We start from the raw sequence: 16533 nt of genomic DNA, 5'->3' as shown, positions 1-16533 counted from the left end.
ATTGGTCTGCGCCCCAGATCTTGGACAACCCTATGCAGCTTGCCTTAGTCGGTATTCTACCGTACTAAGGCCTCCAAGTTTTTCTTTTATTCTCAGATTGTTGTAATAATCAATATAGCTGGTGATGTCTCGTTTTAACTCTTCCACGCTTTTGTACTCATTAAGGTAATAGCATTCAGCTTTCAACGTCCCGAAGAAGCTCTCTATTGCGGCATTATCAAGGCAATTTCCCTTACGTGACATGCTCTGGGTTATACCATTGCTCATTAGCCATTGCTGCCATCGCGGCATCTGATATTGCCAACCTTGATCGCTATGCAGGAGTGGTCGTTCAGCTTTAGCCAACAGTTTCATAGCGTCGGTGAGCATAGTATTCACCATCGATGGCAATGGATGGGCAGCAAGGTTGTAAGCGATAATTTCACCATTATAAAGATCCATTATCGGTGATAAATAAAGCTTCCGACCATTTACTTTAAATTCAGTGACATCTGTTACCCACTTCTCGTTTGGTCGCTCTGCATCAAACTGTCGCTTCAGGATGTTATCGCAGGTTCTACCTTCTGACCCTCTGTATGATCGGTATTTTTTTATGCGGATCAGACTGCTAATCCCCAGCTCTTTCATTAATTTTCTGACAGTTTTACCGTTAAGTAATACCCCCTCGTTACGGCATGCCAGTCTGATCCTTCGATATCAGGGCTGAGTATGATCTCTGATTGCTTCATTTCAGCCCTGAAGGATACACAAGAACCCCGTTCGGTCCGCATTGGACCCACGAAGGAGTCAGAAACTGTAGCCCACTCATAACCCAGGTGTAGCCAGACTGAAAGAGCATACTGATCGACCAGAATTCACTCGCTGCTGCCGTGAGTAATAGTGTGACCAGAATAAGTACTATGATCGACGTTAGTCGCTCAACCCGGTGATATGACTGCATTGCGGCATTAACAGGAAGACCTGCCAGCTCCTGGTAATCCTGTTCATCCAGAAAACCATATAACTTATTTCTCCAGGTGGTTCTGTTTTTTCCCAGCAGTAAAAGGGAATGCCTGTTGATATAGACCGACACCCCGTATGAGATGGCGATATACAGGGCCAGTGCACAAAATGCCAGGGCATACACTTTTTGCGGACCACTTGCCTTCAGAGCCTCCAGACTGTAGCGAAGAACCAGCGTGCTGATAACCAGGGCCATATCTTTCCACAACGCGGAAGACAGGTCTCGCGACTGCTGCAGAATTTTTTGGGTATCCTCTGTCAGGTTTTTTCGCAAATCGCCCAGCGATTTCAGGGTGTCTTTTCCCCCCGTCCGGATATGGGCCTTGTAGAGCAGCCTGGCTGACTCCAGCGCAGGGGGGAGCCGGTACACAATGCCTTCACAGAATGTGACACCCTCCGGCCATTCTCTGGCCAGTTCGCTGGACAGAAAGGTATGTTTAAGCTCAATTTCGTCCCCTTCCAGAAAAATCCATTTTGCCGTTTCCTGAATGACGTCAAAGGCGGACAGAGTCTCATGTTCTTCCCCGAAAGAGATTTTCCGTGGCGGTTTTCCGGACAATCCGACTTTTTTTATTTCAGCGGAAAAAAGCTCATTGGCGAAACACTTCAACAACTCCCGGCAGGCGAGCGACGCCCAGAGCTTCATGGGTTCGTCGGTCATTTTATCGCCGGATATCAGGATCCAGGGGGTGATGGTATCCGGAGGAAGAAAGTCGGTTGAAAAACACCTGATAATACTTTTTGTGGCGGAGACTGTCCGGGTGGGGGCGTTGGTTTCGCTCTCTTCCGGCTGCATCTGTTTCCATGGCACAACCTTCCACTGTTGTGTTTCAAACGATTCATTGACAAACAGGGCGTAGATACGGTGATACTGACGAAGCCTAGGATCCTGGAGTAAAAACGTGCGCCACCCTTCCAGGGTGAAGAGTCGCAGGATCCCGGGGATCTCATCGCTGATTATGGTGATAAAGTGTTTCTGACCGGGGACACCCTGCGCAGGGTGGATATCATCCCGACTTTCATCAACAAAGGTGATCCTAAGGTTTTCAGCATCAGTATCTATCACATCTCCCCATAACTGAAGGGTGTCATTATCCATGGTTCCGGAAATGAACAGTTTCCGGGTGGTTGTTTGCTGATCTTCCGTGATCACCAGATCAGATGCGCGGCGTGAGCAGTCAATTGCCTTACCGATTTTTTCCAGTATCGATGTCATCTGTCACCAGCCCAGCAGTCACAATCACTATACGTTTTCGCCCGTCTTCCATCGTTTCGATATCCGGGGCATTATCCTCATCGTAGATAACGATAACATCTTCCAGTGTTTCCAGTTTTCTTTTCCGTGGCTTAGGGATGTTCTCAGGGACGATCCGGAAAGATTCACCTGAAATGCCCAGGTCTTTTATTTTTCGGGTGAAGGATTTGACCAGTGGATGATCTTCTTCCATTGGTCCAAAAATCTGGTTCAGCAGGGAAAGCGGCTCATCGGTATTAAAATCCTGTGCCCCGTGATGTAACGTTTCATAAATCTTGTTAACACCACTGCGTCTGATGTCGTCCGGCAGCAGGTCGCGGTGCTTTTTGAAGACATCCTTAAGCGCGGCAACCAGTTTGTTGCTGAGGTCGGTTGTACTGTTGACTCGTTGTACCTGCAAAAAACGCTCAAAATAAACGGAGATATTGGTTCGTTTGCTGCGATCCCGTACGACAACCTGTCCACCCTGAGCATCTGCCGTCAGGCGGACCAGAGCAATTTTCTGCATGGCTTCCGCTTTCTTGACGAAACTTTCGCGGAAACGTTCGAGTCTGGGGACCTGAAACTCGTTTCCTTCTTCATCCAGCACGTAACGCACCACATCTTCATTATCATATTTAATGAGAGCAAACAGTTTTTCATCGTTGAGGGTGCGAAGCTCAAAAAGAAAGAATACCCCCATACTGGCATTCTTGGTGTGATGGTGAGACTGAAAATCGTTTGCAAGAAAGGTGGACTGTTCGGTGAAACTACTGGTGTTGGTATCGGCATGGTTCCTGATGAGGCGCAGAATACGCTCTGTATTGGACAATTCCGTAAACCGGAACATGTTACCGCTTAATGCAGATTTAATCCGCTCCAGAAAAAAATCGACGTGTTCAGGCGGTGATATTTCACTGAGCAGCACGGGGATCTCCAGTTCCCCGCCAACGACATGGAAAATCATTCGTTTTATTGTCAGTGCATTAATTTCTTCATCCGTTAAAAAGCTCATAGTGGCATCCCGTTATTTCGTGTCTTATTTTATCATTAATTGCTGTGGCAGGCTTTAACCTGGGTAGTATAGGTAATCCACTGTCCCTGCGTAAAATATTTCAGCTCAGGGTCAGGTGTTAGTGAGCCTCCAATACCTCTGTGAATAAAGGTATACAGGGAAAAAAATAAAATAAGGAAACATTCTCCCGGCATTTCTGCCGGGAGAAAAGATTATAATTATTGTCTGGCGTAATCGAAAGGTGAGACCGGCTTTTCATGGTTTGCATCCAGAAAATCCCCCCACCACTGCAGCATGAGCCTGCGTTCATCCAGAAACTCCGCTTTATGAATGTAAGCTGCACGTACGCCATTACGTTCCTGATGGCTCATCTGGCGTTCAACAGCATCTCTCGACCATAACCCTGACTCAATCAACGAACTACAGGCCATTGCCCGGAAGCCGTGGCCACAGACATCGACCTTTGTATCGTACCCCATCAGGCGTAACGCGTTATTCACCGTATTTTCACTCATGGGTTTCCACGGATTGTGATCGCCAGTGAAAATCAGCTCATATTCCCCGCTGATGGTGTGGATCTCTTTCAGAATCTCCAGCGCCTGAGTCGAGAGTGGCACCAGATGCTCTGTCCGCATTTTTGAGCCACGATAGGAATACTTCACCCCTTCAATCGGTTTCCGCTCTGGAGGAATGGTCCACATGGCTTTCCTGAAGTCGATCTCAGACCACCTGGCAAAGCGAAGCTCACTGGAACGGATGAAGATAAGCAGGGTAAGTTTAGTTGCCAGTCGGGTGAGAGGTTGTCCTCTGTAGGCATCCAGCCGTTCAAGTAGCTCTGAAATACGATTTAAGGCGAGGGCAGGGCGATGCTGGCGTTTCACCGTCGTTAAAGCACCAGCCATATCTACGGCAGGGTTATAACTGATAATGCCTGACTGAGCAGCATAGCGCATGATTGCAGTGATACGCTGCTGAAGGCGGGCTGCAATCTCATAAATCTCTTTAGCTTCGGCTGCTTTAACGGGAACAAGTAAATCGGGAGTCCTGAGGGTGGTAATGTCACGTGAGCCAATAAAGGGAAACACATGTGTCTCCAGGCTTTTCAGTATTTTCTCGCTATGAGAATCCGACCATTTTTTATTGCTCTTATGCCACTGTCTTGCGATGCCTTCAAATGTCTGAGCTGTTTCGGGTACAGATTTTTTGATCCGTTTCTGTTCGCAAGGGTCAGTTCCCTCAGCTATCAGCTTCCTCGCAGTATCGCGTTTTTCCCTTGCTTCTGATAACGAGACTTCAGGATAGACGCCCAGAGCAAGTGTTTTCTCTTTGCCCAGAAATCGGTATCGGAGCCGCCAGTAGCGCGAGCCGTTAGGGTGAACAAGCAAAAACATGTTGCCGCTGTCGGCAAGTTTATAAGGTTTATCATCCGGTTTAGCTGCACGGATTTTAGCGTCAGTGAGCGCCATTGGCGGTATCTCCTGATAGTAAAAAGGGTATAAATTTTATCGAATCAGACTATACCCTCAGTTATACCCTCGCAAGGGACTTGATGCGGGTTGAAGTTGATTGAGCTGGGTGGAGTTAAGGGATTGTAGAAGTGTTGCTTTTGGCGGGCTTAGAATGCAAAAACGGACCTCCGTGGAGGTCCGTTGATATGAATTTGGTGCCCGGACTCGGAATCGAACATGTATACAATCCTATGTTTTATCGAATAAAAATAAGTATGTAGTGTTTTTTACCAACGTATATTTACCAACAAATCATAGGTGTTGTCAATTTAAATCAATAAGTTACGCTATTATTCGTTAGTAGACATCAGTAAACATCGGTTTTTAGATAGTGTAAACATCGTGTTGTCAAATAAAAAAGCACTTTTTGCTAAAAATGATAACTAATTGTTTTTAATTAAGTTATCTTCTTTTATCTCCGTTTCCACTCTAAAAGCCATGAAAATGCCAAAAATAGGTGTTGATCGTCATAAGCGATATTCGAATAATACATTCCATCAAATAACAAAAGGAAAAATATATGAAAGAAAAAACAAAACTAATCCGTATCTCTGAGGTAATCGATCGCACAGGATTTTGCAGAGCTTGGATTTATCGACTGATTAAAAATAATAGTTTCCCGGCTCCCGTAAAAACAGGTGAACGATCTATCGCATTTATTGAAAGTGAAATCGATGCGTGGATTGATGAAAAGATTTTTTATTCACGTAATCAGGCTGCGTAAAAACACTCTCACTTACTATTTGTTATCTTGAATATGATTACACTATTTATAGTGTAAAACGTCTAAAATCGCATACAGAGCGTTTTAAGGCTATATATGGAAAATATTAAATACTTCGAGTAAAGGCCGGATAAAATCCAGCCTTTTTTGTTTTCTTTTATCTAATTGATCATGATGTTTAAAATATTTTTCATTCTATATTGACAGGTAATATATAGAGATCTATAAAGAATAAAGATACAAAAAAAGCCAGATATTAAATCTGACTTTTTAAGGACTAAAAAAGTTTTCGCTGACTTTTTTAAGTCTTGTAATCAGTTATACGAGAACGTGATTACAAATATAAATAAAGTATTATCTAATCAACTTATATTTGTCAAATCTAAATCCCAACTTTTTACAAGTCTTTTAAATACCATTTCCAGAACCCTTTTTAATCCTCAAAAGCAATAACGTTAAAACCTGCTGTATCAGGTATAAGAATGAAGGTTCCTCAAGTGATTGGCGGTTCTTATGTTATTGTGGCAGTGCCGGGTGATACGTAGCTGCCAACCTGAATCGCAATACCTAAAGTTTTTTAGAACATTAGTATAGCTTCTTTAGTAAAACGAGAAGTGTTTTAAAATAACAATGGTATTGTTTGCGTGGGTCGTGGGGGAAGTATCAGAATGGAAACGTTCTGAATATTTTCAAGACGCAATGAGCATCTTCTATCTTTCCATTTTTGGCGTGGGGGGTAGGGGGGGAATGCTTAAAGAAAAACTAAGTTTTCCTGACGGAAAACTACTACGACTGAAAGTCGCCATCTAAAACCCCAGAACCTAAGCTGATAAAATTCTAGTACTACTAGTACAAAAAATAAATAAAAATGGAATGGAAAACTAGAGCGGGAAATATAAAATAGTAAGGTGCCATTTTATCAGGCACCAATAAATATAAACTAAAGATATTATTTTTTCCTTGCTGTTCTTATATACCCATCCTTGTCATAAATCTTTAATCCTTCAGTATCTATTATATAATAAGAACCGAACTTATCATTGTTCTTTTTATATTTATTATCAAGTTTTGTTATTTTATAGGTCCCACTACTACCATCACCATTTAATCGTTTTAAAAAATATCCTTGTGATGTTTTTGTTATTGTAAATGTTGCATCCAAAAATTCAGGCGAACCAACGTCGTCATACCATGAGCCTATAACAATATCTTTATCGCTTTTATCTGATACTGATTCAGGTAATTGCATACTTTTAAAGCAAACTGCCATTCGTTGTATATCACCTTTACTTATTAGAGCACCGCTGACCATATCAATATTATTTTTTAACATGAAGTTAATCAGATCTGGCTGACAAAATTTAACTTCCCATGCTTTAGTTATTGCTAAGTTTTGCAATTTAGCTGTTTTATCATGAGCAGCATTTGGCACGCTCAAAAGATTTTTTTCAGAGGTATCAAAATCCATTCTATACGCATTTAATGGTTTTTCAGTTGTTCGATATGATTTAATATATTTTATTGCTCCCTTTTCGGAAGTCGTCGATACTTTTTTACCGTATTCATCTAAACCATGATTAATATTATCAGCCCATGCTATAGATTGTGTGGATAATGTAAATAAAATGGCTAAGGTAAATTTATTTATTTTCATCATAGATCCTTTAAGGTATTGATGTTTATAAAATAGCATATTGGAGTTTTTATTGAAATCTTTAATTCGGCAATTGGTTTGTTGTTTTTATTTTATTGATTTTATTGTTGTTTGTAATGCATGGACGCCAGCAAAAGCAGAAAAACAAGTTTTCTACTTTTCTGTCGCCGCCGATCAAAAGCAGCGGCATTTTTTACGCAAAGCTACCTATTACGCACAGCTACCAATAGACAGTATATTATTTGCCCTATCTTTTATTTGCTTTTTATTCGGCGTGAAGTGTATTTATTTATGTAGCCGCTATTGACTAGATCTTATTATCGGTTATTTATTTAAATATAAGTTGAGTTCAGCTTTATTTTTAGCTTTTCGGAAACTGAGGCAAGGTGTAATCCCGTAGCCGGTATTATACCCCAATCTTCGATTGGCCCTATCTCGCTTTGCTCGTAGGGTTGAAAAATATCTACCCTTCCGCCTATTCCCCTTATCAAAGGGGAGGCGGTAAAATCCGGTAGTTTTTATAAATATATATAGGAGTGTTTAAAATGAATGAGAATGATATAGATCAGTCCTTGCTAGAACTATTAGCAAGATATTTTTATTATATAGACCCAAATGAAGAAAATACAGCATTTCTTGAAGCAAATAAAGATGAACAAGATTTATGTTATTTTGTAGCTTATCGCTATATTAAAGAAAATAAAACTCAAGATCTTATTGATGCTTTGAAAGAACAAAAAGATGAAGATTATATCAAAGCAATGAAAGATTATGTTTATGGAGGTGGTAAATATGGATACAGATAGAAAAAGAGGCCGCAAGGGTTTAAATCACGCAGAACGTAGAGATATATCTATACAGTTTAGAGTAAACAAAGCAGAGTTTGACTATTTAAAAGAACTTGTGGAAGCCTCCGGCCTTGAAAGAGGCCATTACATTAGAAAAGAGATTTTAAACTCTGAACCTATTGTTAAAAGAAAAATGCCGGATTTTGAACAATCCTTGTTTAAGGAAATACAGCATCAAGGTAATAATATAAATCAGATTGCTAAAAAACTAAATACCAACGAAGACTTTAAACAATCTGTAGCCGCAGAAGCTAACTTTGCTATAAAGCAACTTATGAAAAGAATATTAAAGGCTTGTGAGGTTTATACTGTATGAAAGGAAACGTAGCTAAAACAGGGAGATCATTTAAAAATAGAGTTGAGTATATATTAAAAGATGATCACGATTTCATATGTAGCAACATGGCAAGTGATTATAATAATGTTAGTGATTTAACTGATGAGTTTAAAACTGTAAGCAGCTTTAGACAAGATATAAAAAAACCTGTTTTTCATGCGTTTTTATCTCTTCCAAAAAATGAACATTTAACAGATGAACAATGGCAGGAGATAGCAAAAGACTATTTGAAAGAAATGAATATTGATATAGAAAAGCATCAATATATTTGTGTGCGTCATAACGATACAGATAAAGAACATATCCATATTGTAGCCAATAGGATTGGTTTAGACGGTTCCGTATGGCATGGTCAGCACTCAGCATTTAACACAATAGCAGCTTGTGAACGTTTGGAGATAAAGCACGGCTTAACCATTACACAAAGTCTCAAAGGGCAAAAATCAGAGGTATCAGCACCAACCAAGAACGAGATCGAGCAAGCCCTACGCAAAGGTGAGAAACCAGCTCGTATCGTTCTACAGAACGCATTACAGGCGGCTATGGTAGGAAAACCAGACCTTGAGACATTCATAGACAGACTGCAGGCTGTAGGCATCGATCCGGCCTTCAACGTTGCAAGCACTGGCAACGTCGCCGGAGTGTCGTTTGGTATCAAAAATAATGAAAAAAATATTTATTTTAAAGGCTCACAGTTAGGTAAAAAATACAGTTGGAACACTATTAAAGGCAAGGTGAAATATGACAAAAATAGAGATGATGAACTCATTAGAAGATTCGCAGCAAGAAAAACAGATGACGAAAATAGTATTGGACGATCACCTATTGAACCAAATATCAATGACGGTAGAACCATTATCAGAAACGATGATGATATTATCGGAGTCGGTCAGTACAGCATTAAACCAGACACAACAGACACTTACGAGGGTAAACAACTCGTTAGAAGCAACCACAACAGCTTTAAACTCAGCGAAAAATATAATAGACCAACAGGCCCAAAAGTTAGAAGAACAACACAAAAAGCTGCACAAGTACTCAACAGAGTTAAAAAACAATACAATAAAGAACCAATCAAAACTTATAATCAAGGTGGCTTCAATAGTAGGAGTTCTAAACTTAGCAGCGGTTCTATCAGTAGGATACTTGATCATGCAGAAACAGCCACAACAGCCACGAATAACTTTAGACTCAAAGGCCGTCGCAGTTTCAATAGTAGAGCAACTAAGATCGAAGAGATAAGAGAAAGGTTAAATATTAGAAAACCTGTTATTCAGCCCAAAAATAAAGAAAAAGTGATTAAAGAAGAAATAAAGAAAAAACCATTATATATGTTTGATTATGAAAATAGATTTAAATCCAAATTGAAATCAAACTTAAAAAAAGAAACATTAAAACTACAACAGCAGGAAGCAGAACAGAGTGTCAAATATCCAACCTTTAAACCAAAATAAAAGAGGCTTGAAACCTCTTTTATTTTTTAGTATTAAATTGTTATATATCTACATGCTTAAAACAAAAAGAACAGCGTTTAATGGTCGTTAGTCCTGTAAGTTCTTTAGCTTTGTTATAAGCAGACTCCTCTGATACAGAACATATTTTTTGATACTGGCCTGTTGTAAATCCAGTTTTTTCTTTATCTGACACTAAAGGATTTATAGCGAAACAGTTCACATGGTGGAGGCATGTGCTATTTATGTCAGATTTACTTGCCGTACCTTTGGCTTTCTCTAACAGGTTAACAACGTATCCTTCTGGATTATCGTTTAACCACTTTTTGTACGCATCTTCATTGTTATTGAAAATCACAGTATCCATAAATCCCCCTATAACATTTAGCGAAGTCAAACGGCATAATATGTCTTTCTTTGTTTGCGTCCAAATAATCAGCCCACCATTGTATCATCAAACGACGCTGCGTAATATGTTTTGCTTTATGAGTATAAGCAGCACGAACATTGTTTTGCTCTTTATGACTCATTTGTCTTTCAATTGCGTCTTCAGTCCATATACCTGACTCAACAAGAGAACTACAGGCCATTGTGCGGAAACCATGCCCACAAATTTGAGTTTGAGTGTCATAGCCCATAAGTCGCAATGCTTTATTAACGGTATTCTCGCTCATAGGTTTACGATAATCATGACAACCGATAAATATCAAACCCTCACCATTGCTAATATCATAGCTAATATCTTTTAGCTCTTTTAATATTTCAATGGCCTGATGACTTAACGGTACATAATGAGGTATGCGCATTTTAGATCCTCTTTCAGAAAATCTAACGTTCTCGATCTCGTCTCTTTCTGGCGGAATAACCCATAAGGCATTTTTAAAATCTATTTCAGGCCAGCGAGCGAAGCGTAGTTCACTCGACCGAATGAAAACTAATAAAGTGAGTTTTAAAGCTAATACAGTGAGCCTACGGCCTTTATACGCATCTATACGACTTAAAAGATCAGGTATCTGCTCAAGTTCAAGCGCTGGATAATGCGTTCTTTTAGGTGTGATTAACGTGCCGCCAAGTTCATTAGCGGGATTATGGGTAATCATATCTTCTTGGACAGCATAACGCATAATAGCGGTAATACGCTGTTTTAAACGTGAAGCGGTTTCGTGTTGGCCCTTGCCCTCAATTTTACGCAGAGGTAGCAACAGATCGCGCGTAGTCAACTTGGTAATATCTTTTGAGCCGATAGCAGGGAAAAGATGATTAATAAGACTGTTTAAAATACGCTCACTATGCTGAGGTATCCACCGCTCACTAACAGACATTTTTTTGTGCCAATCACGAGCTACGGCTTCAAACGTAAAATCTCCTCGCTCTTCGGCCTTTACAGCTTTTTTCTGTTGAAGTGGGTCGATACCACTGGCTAACAGAGATTTCATCGCTAAGAGGCTTGTACGAGCTTCTGAGAGCGAAACAGAAGGGTAGGTGCCAATTGAGAAGACTTTTTGCTTACCATCATAGCGATAAGCCGCTTGCCAATACTTCGAGCCGTTAGGATGAACGAGCAGATACAGCCCTTTGCCATCAGAAATTTTAGTTGGCTTGTCGGAAGGCTTGGCGTTTTTTACAGCAATATCAGTTAAGCGCATAACAAGCCTCCTGTGCAAATGTTGGTAAAAATCCCATCGAACTGAGATTACCAACATTTTTACCAACAAATAGAGGGAGCTGCCAGTAGATTTTAACGGACAGTAGTAGACAACTGGAAGGGGATAACTTGTTGACTTTATAAAGCAAAACGGACGTCAGTAGACGTCCGTTTCTAAATGAGTGGTGCCCGGACTCGGAATCGAACCAAGGACACGGGGATTTTCAATCCCCTGCTCTACCGACTGAGCTATCCGGGCAACGAGGCGCATTAAACCCGATTCGCTTCGCTTCGTCAACGAAATTTCTTCAAATCAATGCAGACTGCACAATCTATCACCACATTGCTGCTAATGCACGCATTCTCAGGCAAAAAATGCCGTCCAGGCGGCGGAAAGCGGCATTGCCAGCAGCAGGGCAGGAAGCATATTCACAACCGCAAACATCTTGATGCCGCAAATACGCAAACCGGTTGCCAGCAGCAATAGACCGCCTACGGCGCTGAAATCGGCCATCATAGCTGGCGTCGTCAGGGGTAAAATCAGTGCTGCACAGGTGGCAAGCGTTAACTGGATTGCCAGCATCGGCATGCAAATGGCGGATACCGCGATTCCTAATGAGCAGGCAAAAATGATGGCCGTGAAGAAATCCAAAAATGACTTGGCGATTAAAATATTCGGGTCGCCTGTCATCCCTTCATGTATCGCACCGAAGATCCCGGTACCGCTGGCGCAAAACAGCACAATGATAGCCACATAGCTTTGAATAAAGGATTCGTGCGTTACGTTGGCGTCCGAGCGGGTGAAAAGCTGCTGCGCTTTGGCTACCGCAGCATTGATCCCTTTTTCCAGATGACAAAACTCGCCAATTAACGCGCCGACGAGCGTTGCCAGAACCATCACCGGTAGATTGGCGCATTTGATAACCAGCAAGATACCAATCCCTAACGAGGCCAGCCCGAAAATAGAGGTCATGGAGACCCGAATGCGTTCTGGTATATGCTGGCTGAGCAGCGCGCCGAGAATGCCACCAAATAAAATAGCGCTGGCATTAATAAAGGGTCCGATTACCACATTTGCTCCTGCTTACCCATCATCGTCTTGATACTAAAGGCAATTAGCTGGGTGAAATTATGTTTCAGATTGCATTATTATGCCGCAACTTTCAGACGAAATACTTGCTTATCTGTAAGGTTTTCGCACAGGATTTTATCTTGCGCCTGTAAGTGAAAGGTGCCATGATTGCGCGAATTTTCTCCTGTCTGAATGGGGCTGCCTGGGATGATATTACCCCCCCTACATCGCCTTCAACATCGCCTTTTTGCGCGACGTTTGCCCCTTCCCGCGACTTATCTTTACGCTCGCACCATGCGGTGAGGGCAGCGCACGCTCACTGCAGGATAACAGTAAAATCAGAGGCTATCTGCTTTTACTGATGTCTGGCGGTCGGGGCTGGTAACCAGTTTGACCTGTCATTTCGTGGGCAAAGCCATGCGGCGTTGTCCGGGACTTTTGATTTTCCCGAAACGGGTTATTGCGCTTATGAAATCAATGAAAATTGCCGCCAGTAGTGAACTGGTTTCTCGTCTGTCCAGCCATCGTCAGGTGGTGTCGCTGGACAGTACTGATTTTACTGACGTTGCGGCAGTCGTCATTACCGTTGCGGACAGCCGCAGTGGGATCCTGGCTTTGCTGAAACGCACCGGTTTTCATCTACCTGTGTTTCTGTTCGCAGAGTCTGATGTTGATGTGCCTGCGGGCGTTAATGCGGTAATTCGCGGTCAGGCTCAGGACTGGCTGGAGCTGGAATCTGCTGCCTGTCAGTATGAGGAAGAGCTGCTGCCGCCGTTCTATGACACGCTTACCCAGTACGTCGAAATGGGGAACAGCACGTTTGCCTGCCCGGGACACCAACACGGTGAGTTTTTTAAGAAGCATCCTGCGGGCCGACATTTCTATGAGTTCTTTGGTGAGAATCTGTTTCGCGCGGATATGTGCAACGCTGACGTTAAGCTTGGCGATCTGTTGATTCATGAAGGATCAGCGAAACATGCGCAGAAATTTGCCGCGAAAGTTTTCCACGCGGATAAAACCTACTTTGTGCTGAATGGGACCTCTGCGGCCAATAAAGTGGTCACCAATGCGCTGCTGACGCGCGGCGATCTGGTGCTGTTTGACCGCAATAATCATAAATCGAACCACCACGGGGCGCTGATCCAGGCGGGTGCTACGCCGGTTTATCTGGAAGCGGCGCGTAATCCGTTTGGCTTTATTGGCGGCATTGATGAGCACTGCTTTGATGAGGAGTATCTGCGCCAGCAACTTCGAGAAGTTGCGCCGCAAAAGGCTGATCAACCGCGCCCGTTCCGTCTGGCGATCATTCAGTTGGGTACCTATGACGGTACGATCTACAACGCCCGGCAGGTGATCGACAAGATCGGTCACCTGTGCGATTACATCCTGTTTGATTCCGCATGGGTCGGTTACGAGCAATTTATCCCGATGATGGCCGATGGGTCGCCGCTGTTGCTGGAGCTCAATGCTAACGATCCGGGGATCTTTGTCACTCAGTCGGTACACAAACAGCAGGCCGGATTCTCGCAAACCTCGCAGATCCATAAAAAGGATAACCATATTCGCGGCCAGGCGCGCTTCTGCCCGCATAAGCGTCTGAACAATGCGTTTATGCTGCATGCTTCCACCAGCCCGTTTTACCCGTTGTTTGCGGCGCTGGACGTTAACGCCAAAATCCATGAAGGCGAGAGCGGCCGTCGGCTATGGGCGGAATGTGTGACGCTGGGGATCGAGGCCCGCAAAGCGATTATTACCCGCTGTAAGCTGCTTCAACCGTTTATTCCTCCGGTAGTGGATGGCAAACCGTGGGAAAGCTATCCGACACAGGTGATTGCCAGCGAGCGTCGCTTCTTTAGCTTTGAACCTGGTGCTAAATGGCATGGTTTTTTTGGATATGCACGCGACCAGTATTTTGTCGATCCCTGCAAACTGCTGTTAACCACTCCGGGCATTGATGCGCAAACCGGGCAATATACTGAGTTTGGTATTCCGGCGACGATTTTGGCGCATTATCTGCGTGAAAACGGTATCGTGCCGGAGAAATGCGACCTTAACTCGATTCTGTTCCTGCTGACCCCGGCAGAAAGCGCTGAGAAACTGGCGCAACTGGTCGCGATGCTGGCGCAGTTTGAACAGCATATTGAGGACGATACGCCGCTGGCAAACGTGCTGCCCACCGTCTTCAACAAGTATCCGGTACGTTACCGGGATTACACGCTGCGTGAACTGTGTCAGGAGATGCACTCACTGTACGTCAGCTTTGATGTGAAAGATCTGCAAAAAGTGATGTTCCGTCAGGAGAGTTTACCTGCAGTGGCGATGAACCCGCAGGATGCTAACAGCGCCTTTATCCGCGGTGATGTTGAACTGGTGCGTATTTGTGATGCCGCTGGTCGCATTGCGGCAGAAGGCGCGCTGCCTTATCCTCCGGGCGTACTGTGCGTGGTACCGGGCGAAGTATGGGGCGGGGCGGTGCAACGTTACTTCCTGGCATTGGAAGAGGGCATAAACCTGCTGCCGGGCTTCTCGCCGGAGCTGCAAGGGGTTTACAGTGAAACGGATGCAGACGGTATTAAACGTCTGTATGGATATGTTCTGAAGTAAGGTCATATGACCAAAATAGGGCCACCATCAGGTGACCCTATTTAATCAATAAAGATTAGTGCGCGATAGTCTGGGCGCCTGCCGGAACGCGTACGTGTTTGTATTTAAACAGCGCAACGAAGGCAAAAGCCAGAACCAGCGAGTAACCTGCGAAGATCAGCCACACGGTCTGCCAATCGGTAATACCGTTCAGCGTATAGTGTTCAACTACTTTACCGCTCACCAGACCGCCCAGAATACAACCGAAGCCGTTGGTCATCATCAGGAACATGCCTTGCGCGCTGGCGCGGATTTCAGGGCGAACTTCTTTCTCTACAAACACGGAGCCAGAGATGTTGAAGAAGTCGAAGGCGCAGCCGTAAACAATCATCGACAGAACCAGCAGCACGGTACCAAACGGTGTTGGATCGCCGTAAGCAAACAGGCCGAAGCGCAGCATCCACGCCACAATACTGATAAGCATCACGTTCTTAATACCGTAACGGCTTAAGAAGAACGGGATGGTCAGGATAAACAGCGTCTCGGAGATCTGCGAAATCGACATCATCACTGACGCGTGTTCAACGATGAAGCTGCCGGAGAACAGCGGATTGTTATCGAAGCTGTGCAGGAAGGTATTACCGAACATATTGGTAATTTGCAGCTCTGCGCCCAGCATCATAGAGAAGATGAAGAAAATCGCCATTCGCTTGTTTTTAAACAGCGCGAAGGCATCCAGGCCCAGCATGGAAGACCAGCTCTGGTTTTTCTGCTGATTGGCGACCGGGATATGCGGCAGCGTCAGGGTGAACAGCGCCAATACGACGGACAGCGTCGCGCCGATATACAGCTGCATATGGCTCAGTTCAAAGCCGGAGAAGCTTACCGCCCACATCGCCAGAATAAAGCCGATGGTGCCCCAGATACGGATTGGCGGGAAGTCTGTAACAATATCCATCCCGGCTGATTGCAGGCGATAGTAAGAGATGGTGTTGATTAACCCCAACGTTGGCATATAGGCCAGGGAGTTAAGCAAGATCACAAAGAACATGGCGCCTGGCGTGGTGACTTCGGCTGCGGCGAACAGCGTTGCTGCGCCGACCAGGTGACAAATGGTGTACACCCATTTCGCACTGATCCATTTGTCAGCCACGATCCCTAACAGCGTAGGCATAAACACGGCGGCGATCCCCAGCGAGCTGTACACCGCGCCAATGGATGCACCATCAAATTTAAGGGTGACAAACATATAGGAGCCGAGGGTAGTGAGCCAACTACCCCATAAGCAGAACTGCAGAAACGAGAGAACTTTCAGCTGCAGCTTAAGATTCATGTTAATTTCCTCACACCGTAATGCGGATGAATGTTTTAAAAGGCACATTTGCCGTGGCTATATGATGTGATTCTATCAACGAGAGGCACTCTTTTTTTGTTACCTGTGACAAATATTTGCAAACAAT

The 16533-nt window shown here is 43.8% G+C and carries 13 protein-coding genes, 1 tRNA gene and 1 pseudogene; 5 read left to right on the top strand and 10 right to left on the bottom strand.

The genetic code is table 11. The annotated features are described in order from the left end of the window. Window positions 1-30 precede the first annotated feature (30 nt). From GPJ68_RS20755 to GPJ68_RS20740, 4 genes and pseudogenes are all read right to left on the bottom strand, one after another. Window positions 31-696, bottom strand: a pseudogene (locus GPJ68_RS20755) (IS3 family transposase); the annotation flags it as partial. A gap of 28 nt (window positions 697-724) precedes the next feature. After that, entirely contained in the window at window positions 725-2218 is a 1494-nt protein-coding gene (locus GPJ68_RS20750; protein ID WP_048999018.1) for a hypothetical protein, read from the bottom strand. After that, a complete protein-coding gene (locus GPJ68_RS20745; RefSeq protein ID WP_047357844.1) occupies window positions 2190-3251 on the bottom strand; it encodes a nucleoid-associated protein in 1062 nt (353 codons plus the stop codon). Before GPJ68_RS20745 ends, GPJ68_RS20750 begins: the two co-directional genes overlap by 29 nt. A 218-nt stretch (window positions 3252-3469) precedes the next feature. Continuing rightward, window positions 3470-4717: an integrase arm-type DNA-binding domain-containing protein gene (locus GPJ68_RS20740; RefSeq protein ID WP_047357843.1), complete on the bottom strand. Its 1248-nt coding sequence runs from the start codon at window positions 4715-4717 to the stop codon at window positions 3470-3472. A 562-nt stretch (window positions 4718-5279) separates the two neighbouring features. Here GPJ68_RS20740 and GPJ68_RS20735 point away from each other — a divergent pair. After that, window positions 5280-5483, top strand: a complete 204-nt coding sequence (locus GPJ68_RS20735; RefSeq protein ID WP_016240318.1) for an AlpA family transcriptional regulator — start codon at window positions 5280-5282, stop codon at window positions 5481-5483. Between the two features lie 949 nt (window positions 5484-6432). Here the strand turns inward: GPJ68_RS20735 and GPJ68_RS20730 are convergent. Then, complete coding sequence (locus GPJ68_RS20730; RefSeq protein ID WP_049109144.1) at window positions 6433-7137, bottom strand: hypothetical protein; 705 nt, start codon at window positions 7135-7137, stop codon at window positions 6433-6435. A gap of 545 nt (window positions 7138-7682) precedes the next feature. Here GPJ68_RS20730 and GPJ68_RS20725 point away from each other — a divergent pair. Genes GPJ68_RS20725 through GPJ68_RS20715 form a run of 3 tightly spaced genes read left to right on the top strand, consistent with a single transcriptional unit; the run spans window position 7683 to window position 9776 of the window. Then, window positions 7683-7943, top strand: coding sequence for a hypothetical protein (locus GPJ68_RS20725; RefSeq protein WP_132467411.1), 261 nt, complete (start codon window positions 7683-7685; stop codon window positions 7941-7943). Beyond that, window positions 7930-8301 carry a plasmid mobilization relaxosome protein MobC gene (gene mobC / locus GPJ68_RS20720; RefSeq protein WP_064168947.1) on the top strand — a complete coding sequence of 124 codons (372 nt, stop codon included), beginning with the start codon at window positions 7930-7932 and terminating at the stop codon, window positions 8299-8301. Before GPJ68_RS20725 ends, mobC begins: the two co-directional genes overlap by 14 nt. After that, window positions 8298-9776 carry a relaxase/mobilization nuclease domain-containing protein gene (locus GPJ68_RS20715; RefSeq protein WP_049109143.1) on the top strand — a complete coding sequence of 493 codons (1479 nt, stop codon included), beginning with the start codon at window positions 8298-8300 and terminating at the stop codon, window positions 9774-9776. Before mobC ends, GPJ68_RS20715 begins: the two co-directional genes overlap by 4 nt. A 40-nt stretch (window positions 9777-9816) precedes the next feature. Here GPJ68_RS20715 and GPJ68_RS20710 read toward each other — a convergent pair whose 3' ends face one another. The 4 genes from GPJ68_RS20710 to GPJ68_RS20695 all read right to left on the bottom strand — a co-directional run bounded on the left by GPJ68_RS20710 (window position 9817) and on the right by GPJ68_RS20695 (window position 12490). Beyond that, complete coding sequence (locus tag GPJ68_RS20710) at window positions 9817-10140, bottom strand: hypothetical protein (RefSeq protein ID WP_016240325.1); 324 nt, start codon at window positions 10138-10140, stop codon at window positions 9817-9819. Next, on the bottom strand, window positions 10118-11419 hold the full coding sequence (locus GPJ68_RS20705; RefSeq protein ID WP_180836961.1) for an integrase arm-type DNA-binding domain-containing protein: 1302 nt from the start codon (window positions 11417-11419) through the stop codon (window positions 10118-10120). The genes GPJ68_RS20710 and GPJ68_RS20705 overlap by 23 nt, the downstream gene beginning before the upstream one ends. 182 nt (window positions 11420-11601) lie before the next feature. Next, a tRNA-Phe gene (locus GPJ68_RS20700) sits at window positions 11602-11677 on the bottom strand. Window positions 11678-11782: 105 nt separating this feature from the next. After that, window positions 11783-12490, bottom strand: a complete 708-nt coding sequence (locus GPJ68_RS20695) for a DUF554 domain-containing protein (RefSeq protein WP_047357842.1) — start codon at window positions 12488-12490, stop codon at window positions 11783-11785. Window positions 12491-12958: 468 nt separating this feature from the next. Here GPJ68_RS20695 and GPJ68_RS20690 point away from each other — a divergent pair, with 468 nt between their 5' ends. Next, a complete protein-coding gene (locus tag GPJ68_RS20690; protein WP_104651978.1) occupies window positions 12959-15094 on the top strand; it encodes an ornithine decarboxylase in 2136 nt (711 codons plus the stop codon). 55 nt (window positions 15095-15149) lie between these two features. Here GPJ68_RS20690 and GPJ68_RS20685 read toward each other — a convergent pair whose 3' ends face one another. Continuing rightward, window positions 15150-16406: a nucleoside permease gene (locus tag GPJ68_RS20685; RefSeq protein ID WP_016157449.1), complete on the bottom strand. Its 1257-nt coding sequence runs from the start codon at window positions 16404-16406 to the stop codon at window positions 15150-15152. Window positions 16407-16533 lie beyond the last annotated feature (127 nt).

The organism is Citrobacter sp. 172116965, from assembly GCF_013458095.1.
Classification (GTDB): domain Bacteria; phylum Pseudomonadota; class Gammaproteobacteria; order Enterobacterales; family Enterobacteriaceae; genus Citrobacter; species Citrobacter braakii.
This window is presented reverse-complemented; position numbering and strand designations above follow the sequence as displayed.

Excerpts from the sequence above, each read along its gene's own strand:
- GPJ68_RS20745 (WP_047357844.1), bottom strand. The coding sequence starts at position 3,251 with ATGAGCTTTTTAACGGATGAAGAAATTAATGCACTGACAATAAAACGA.
- mobC (WP_064168947.1), top strand. The coding sequence starts at position 7,930 with ATGGATACAGATAGAAAAAGAGGCCGCAAGGGTTTAAATCACGCAGAA.
- GPJ68_RS20740 (WP_047357843.1), bottom strand. The coding sequence starts at position 4,717 with ATGGCGCTCACTGACGCTAAAATCCGTGCAGCTAAACCGGATGATAAA.
- GPJ68_RS20750 (WP_048999018.1), bottom strand. The coding sequence starts at position 2,218 with ATGACATCGATACTGGAAAAAATCGGTAAGGCAATTGACTGCTCACGC.
- GPJ68_RS20725 (WP_132467411.1), top strand. The coding sequence starts at position 7,683 with ATGAATGAGAATGATATAGATCAGTCCTTGCTAGAACTATTAGCAAGA.
- GPJ68_RS20735 (WP_016240318.1), top strand. The coding sequence starts at position 5,280 with ATGAAAGAAAAAACAAAACTAATCCGTATCTCTGAGGTAATCGATCGC.
- GPJ68_RS20690 (WP_104651978.1), top strand. The coding sequence starts at position 12,959 with ATGAAATCAATGAAAATTGCCGCCAGTAGTGAACTGGTTTCTCGTCTG.
- GPJ68_RS20710 (WP_016240325.1), bottom strand. The coding sequence starts at position 10,140 with ATGGATACTGTGATTTTCAATAACAATGAAGATGCGTACAAAAAGTGG.
- GPJ68_RS20705 (WP_180836961.1), bottom strand. The coding sequence starts at position 11,419 with ATGCGCTTAACTGATATTGCTGTAAAAAACGCCAAGCCTTCCGACAAG.
- GPJ68_RS20685 (WP_016157449.1), bottom strand. The coding sequence starts at position 16,406 with ATGAATCTTAAGCTGCAGCTGAAAGTTCTCTCGTTTCTGCAGTTCTGC.
- GPJ68_RS20730 (WP_049109144.1), bottom strand. The coding sequence starts at position 7,137 with ATGAAAATAAATAAATTTACCTTAGCCATTTTATTTACATTATCCACA.
- GPJ68_RS20715 (WP_049109143.1), top strand. The coding sequence starts at position 8,298 with ATGAAAGGAAACGTAGCTAAAACAGGGAGATCATTTAAAAATAGAGTT.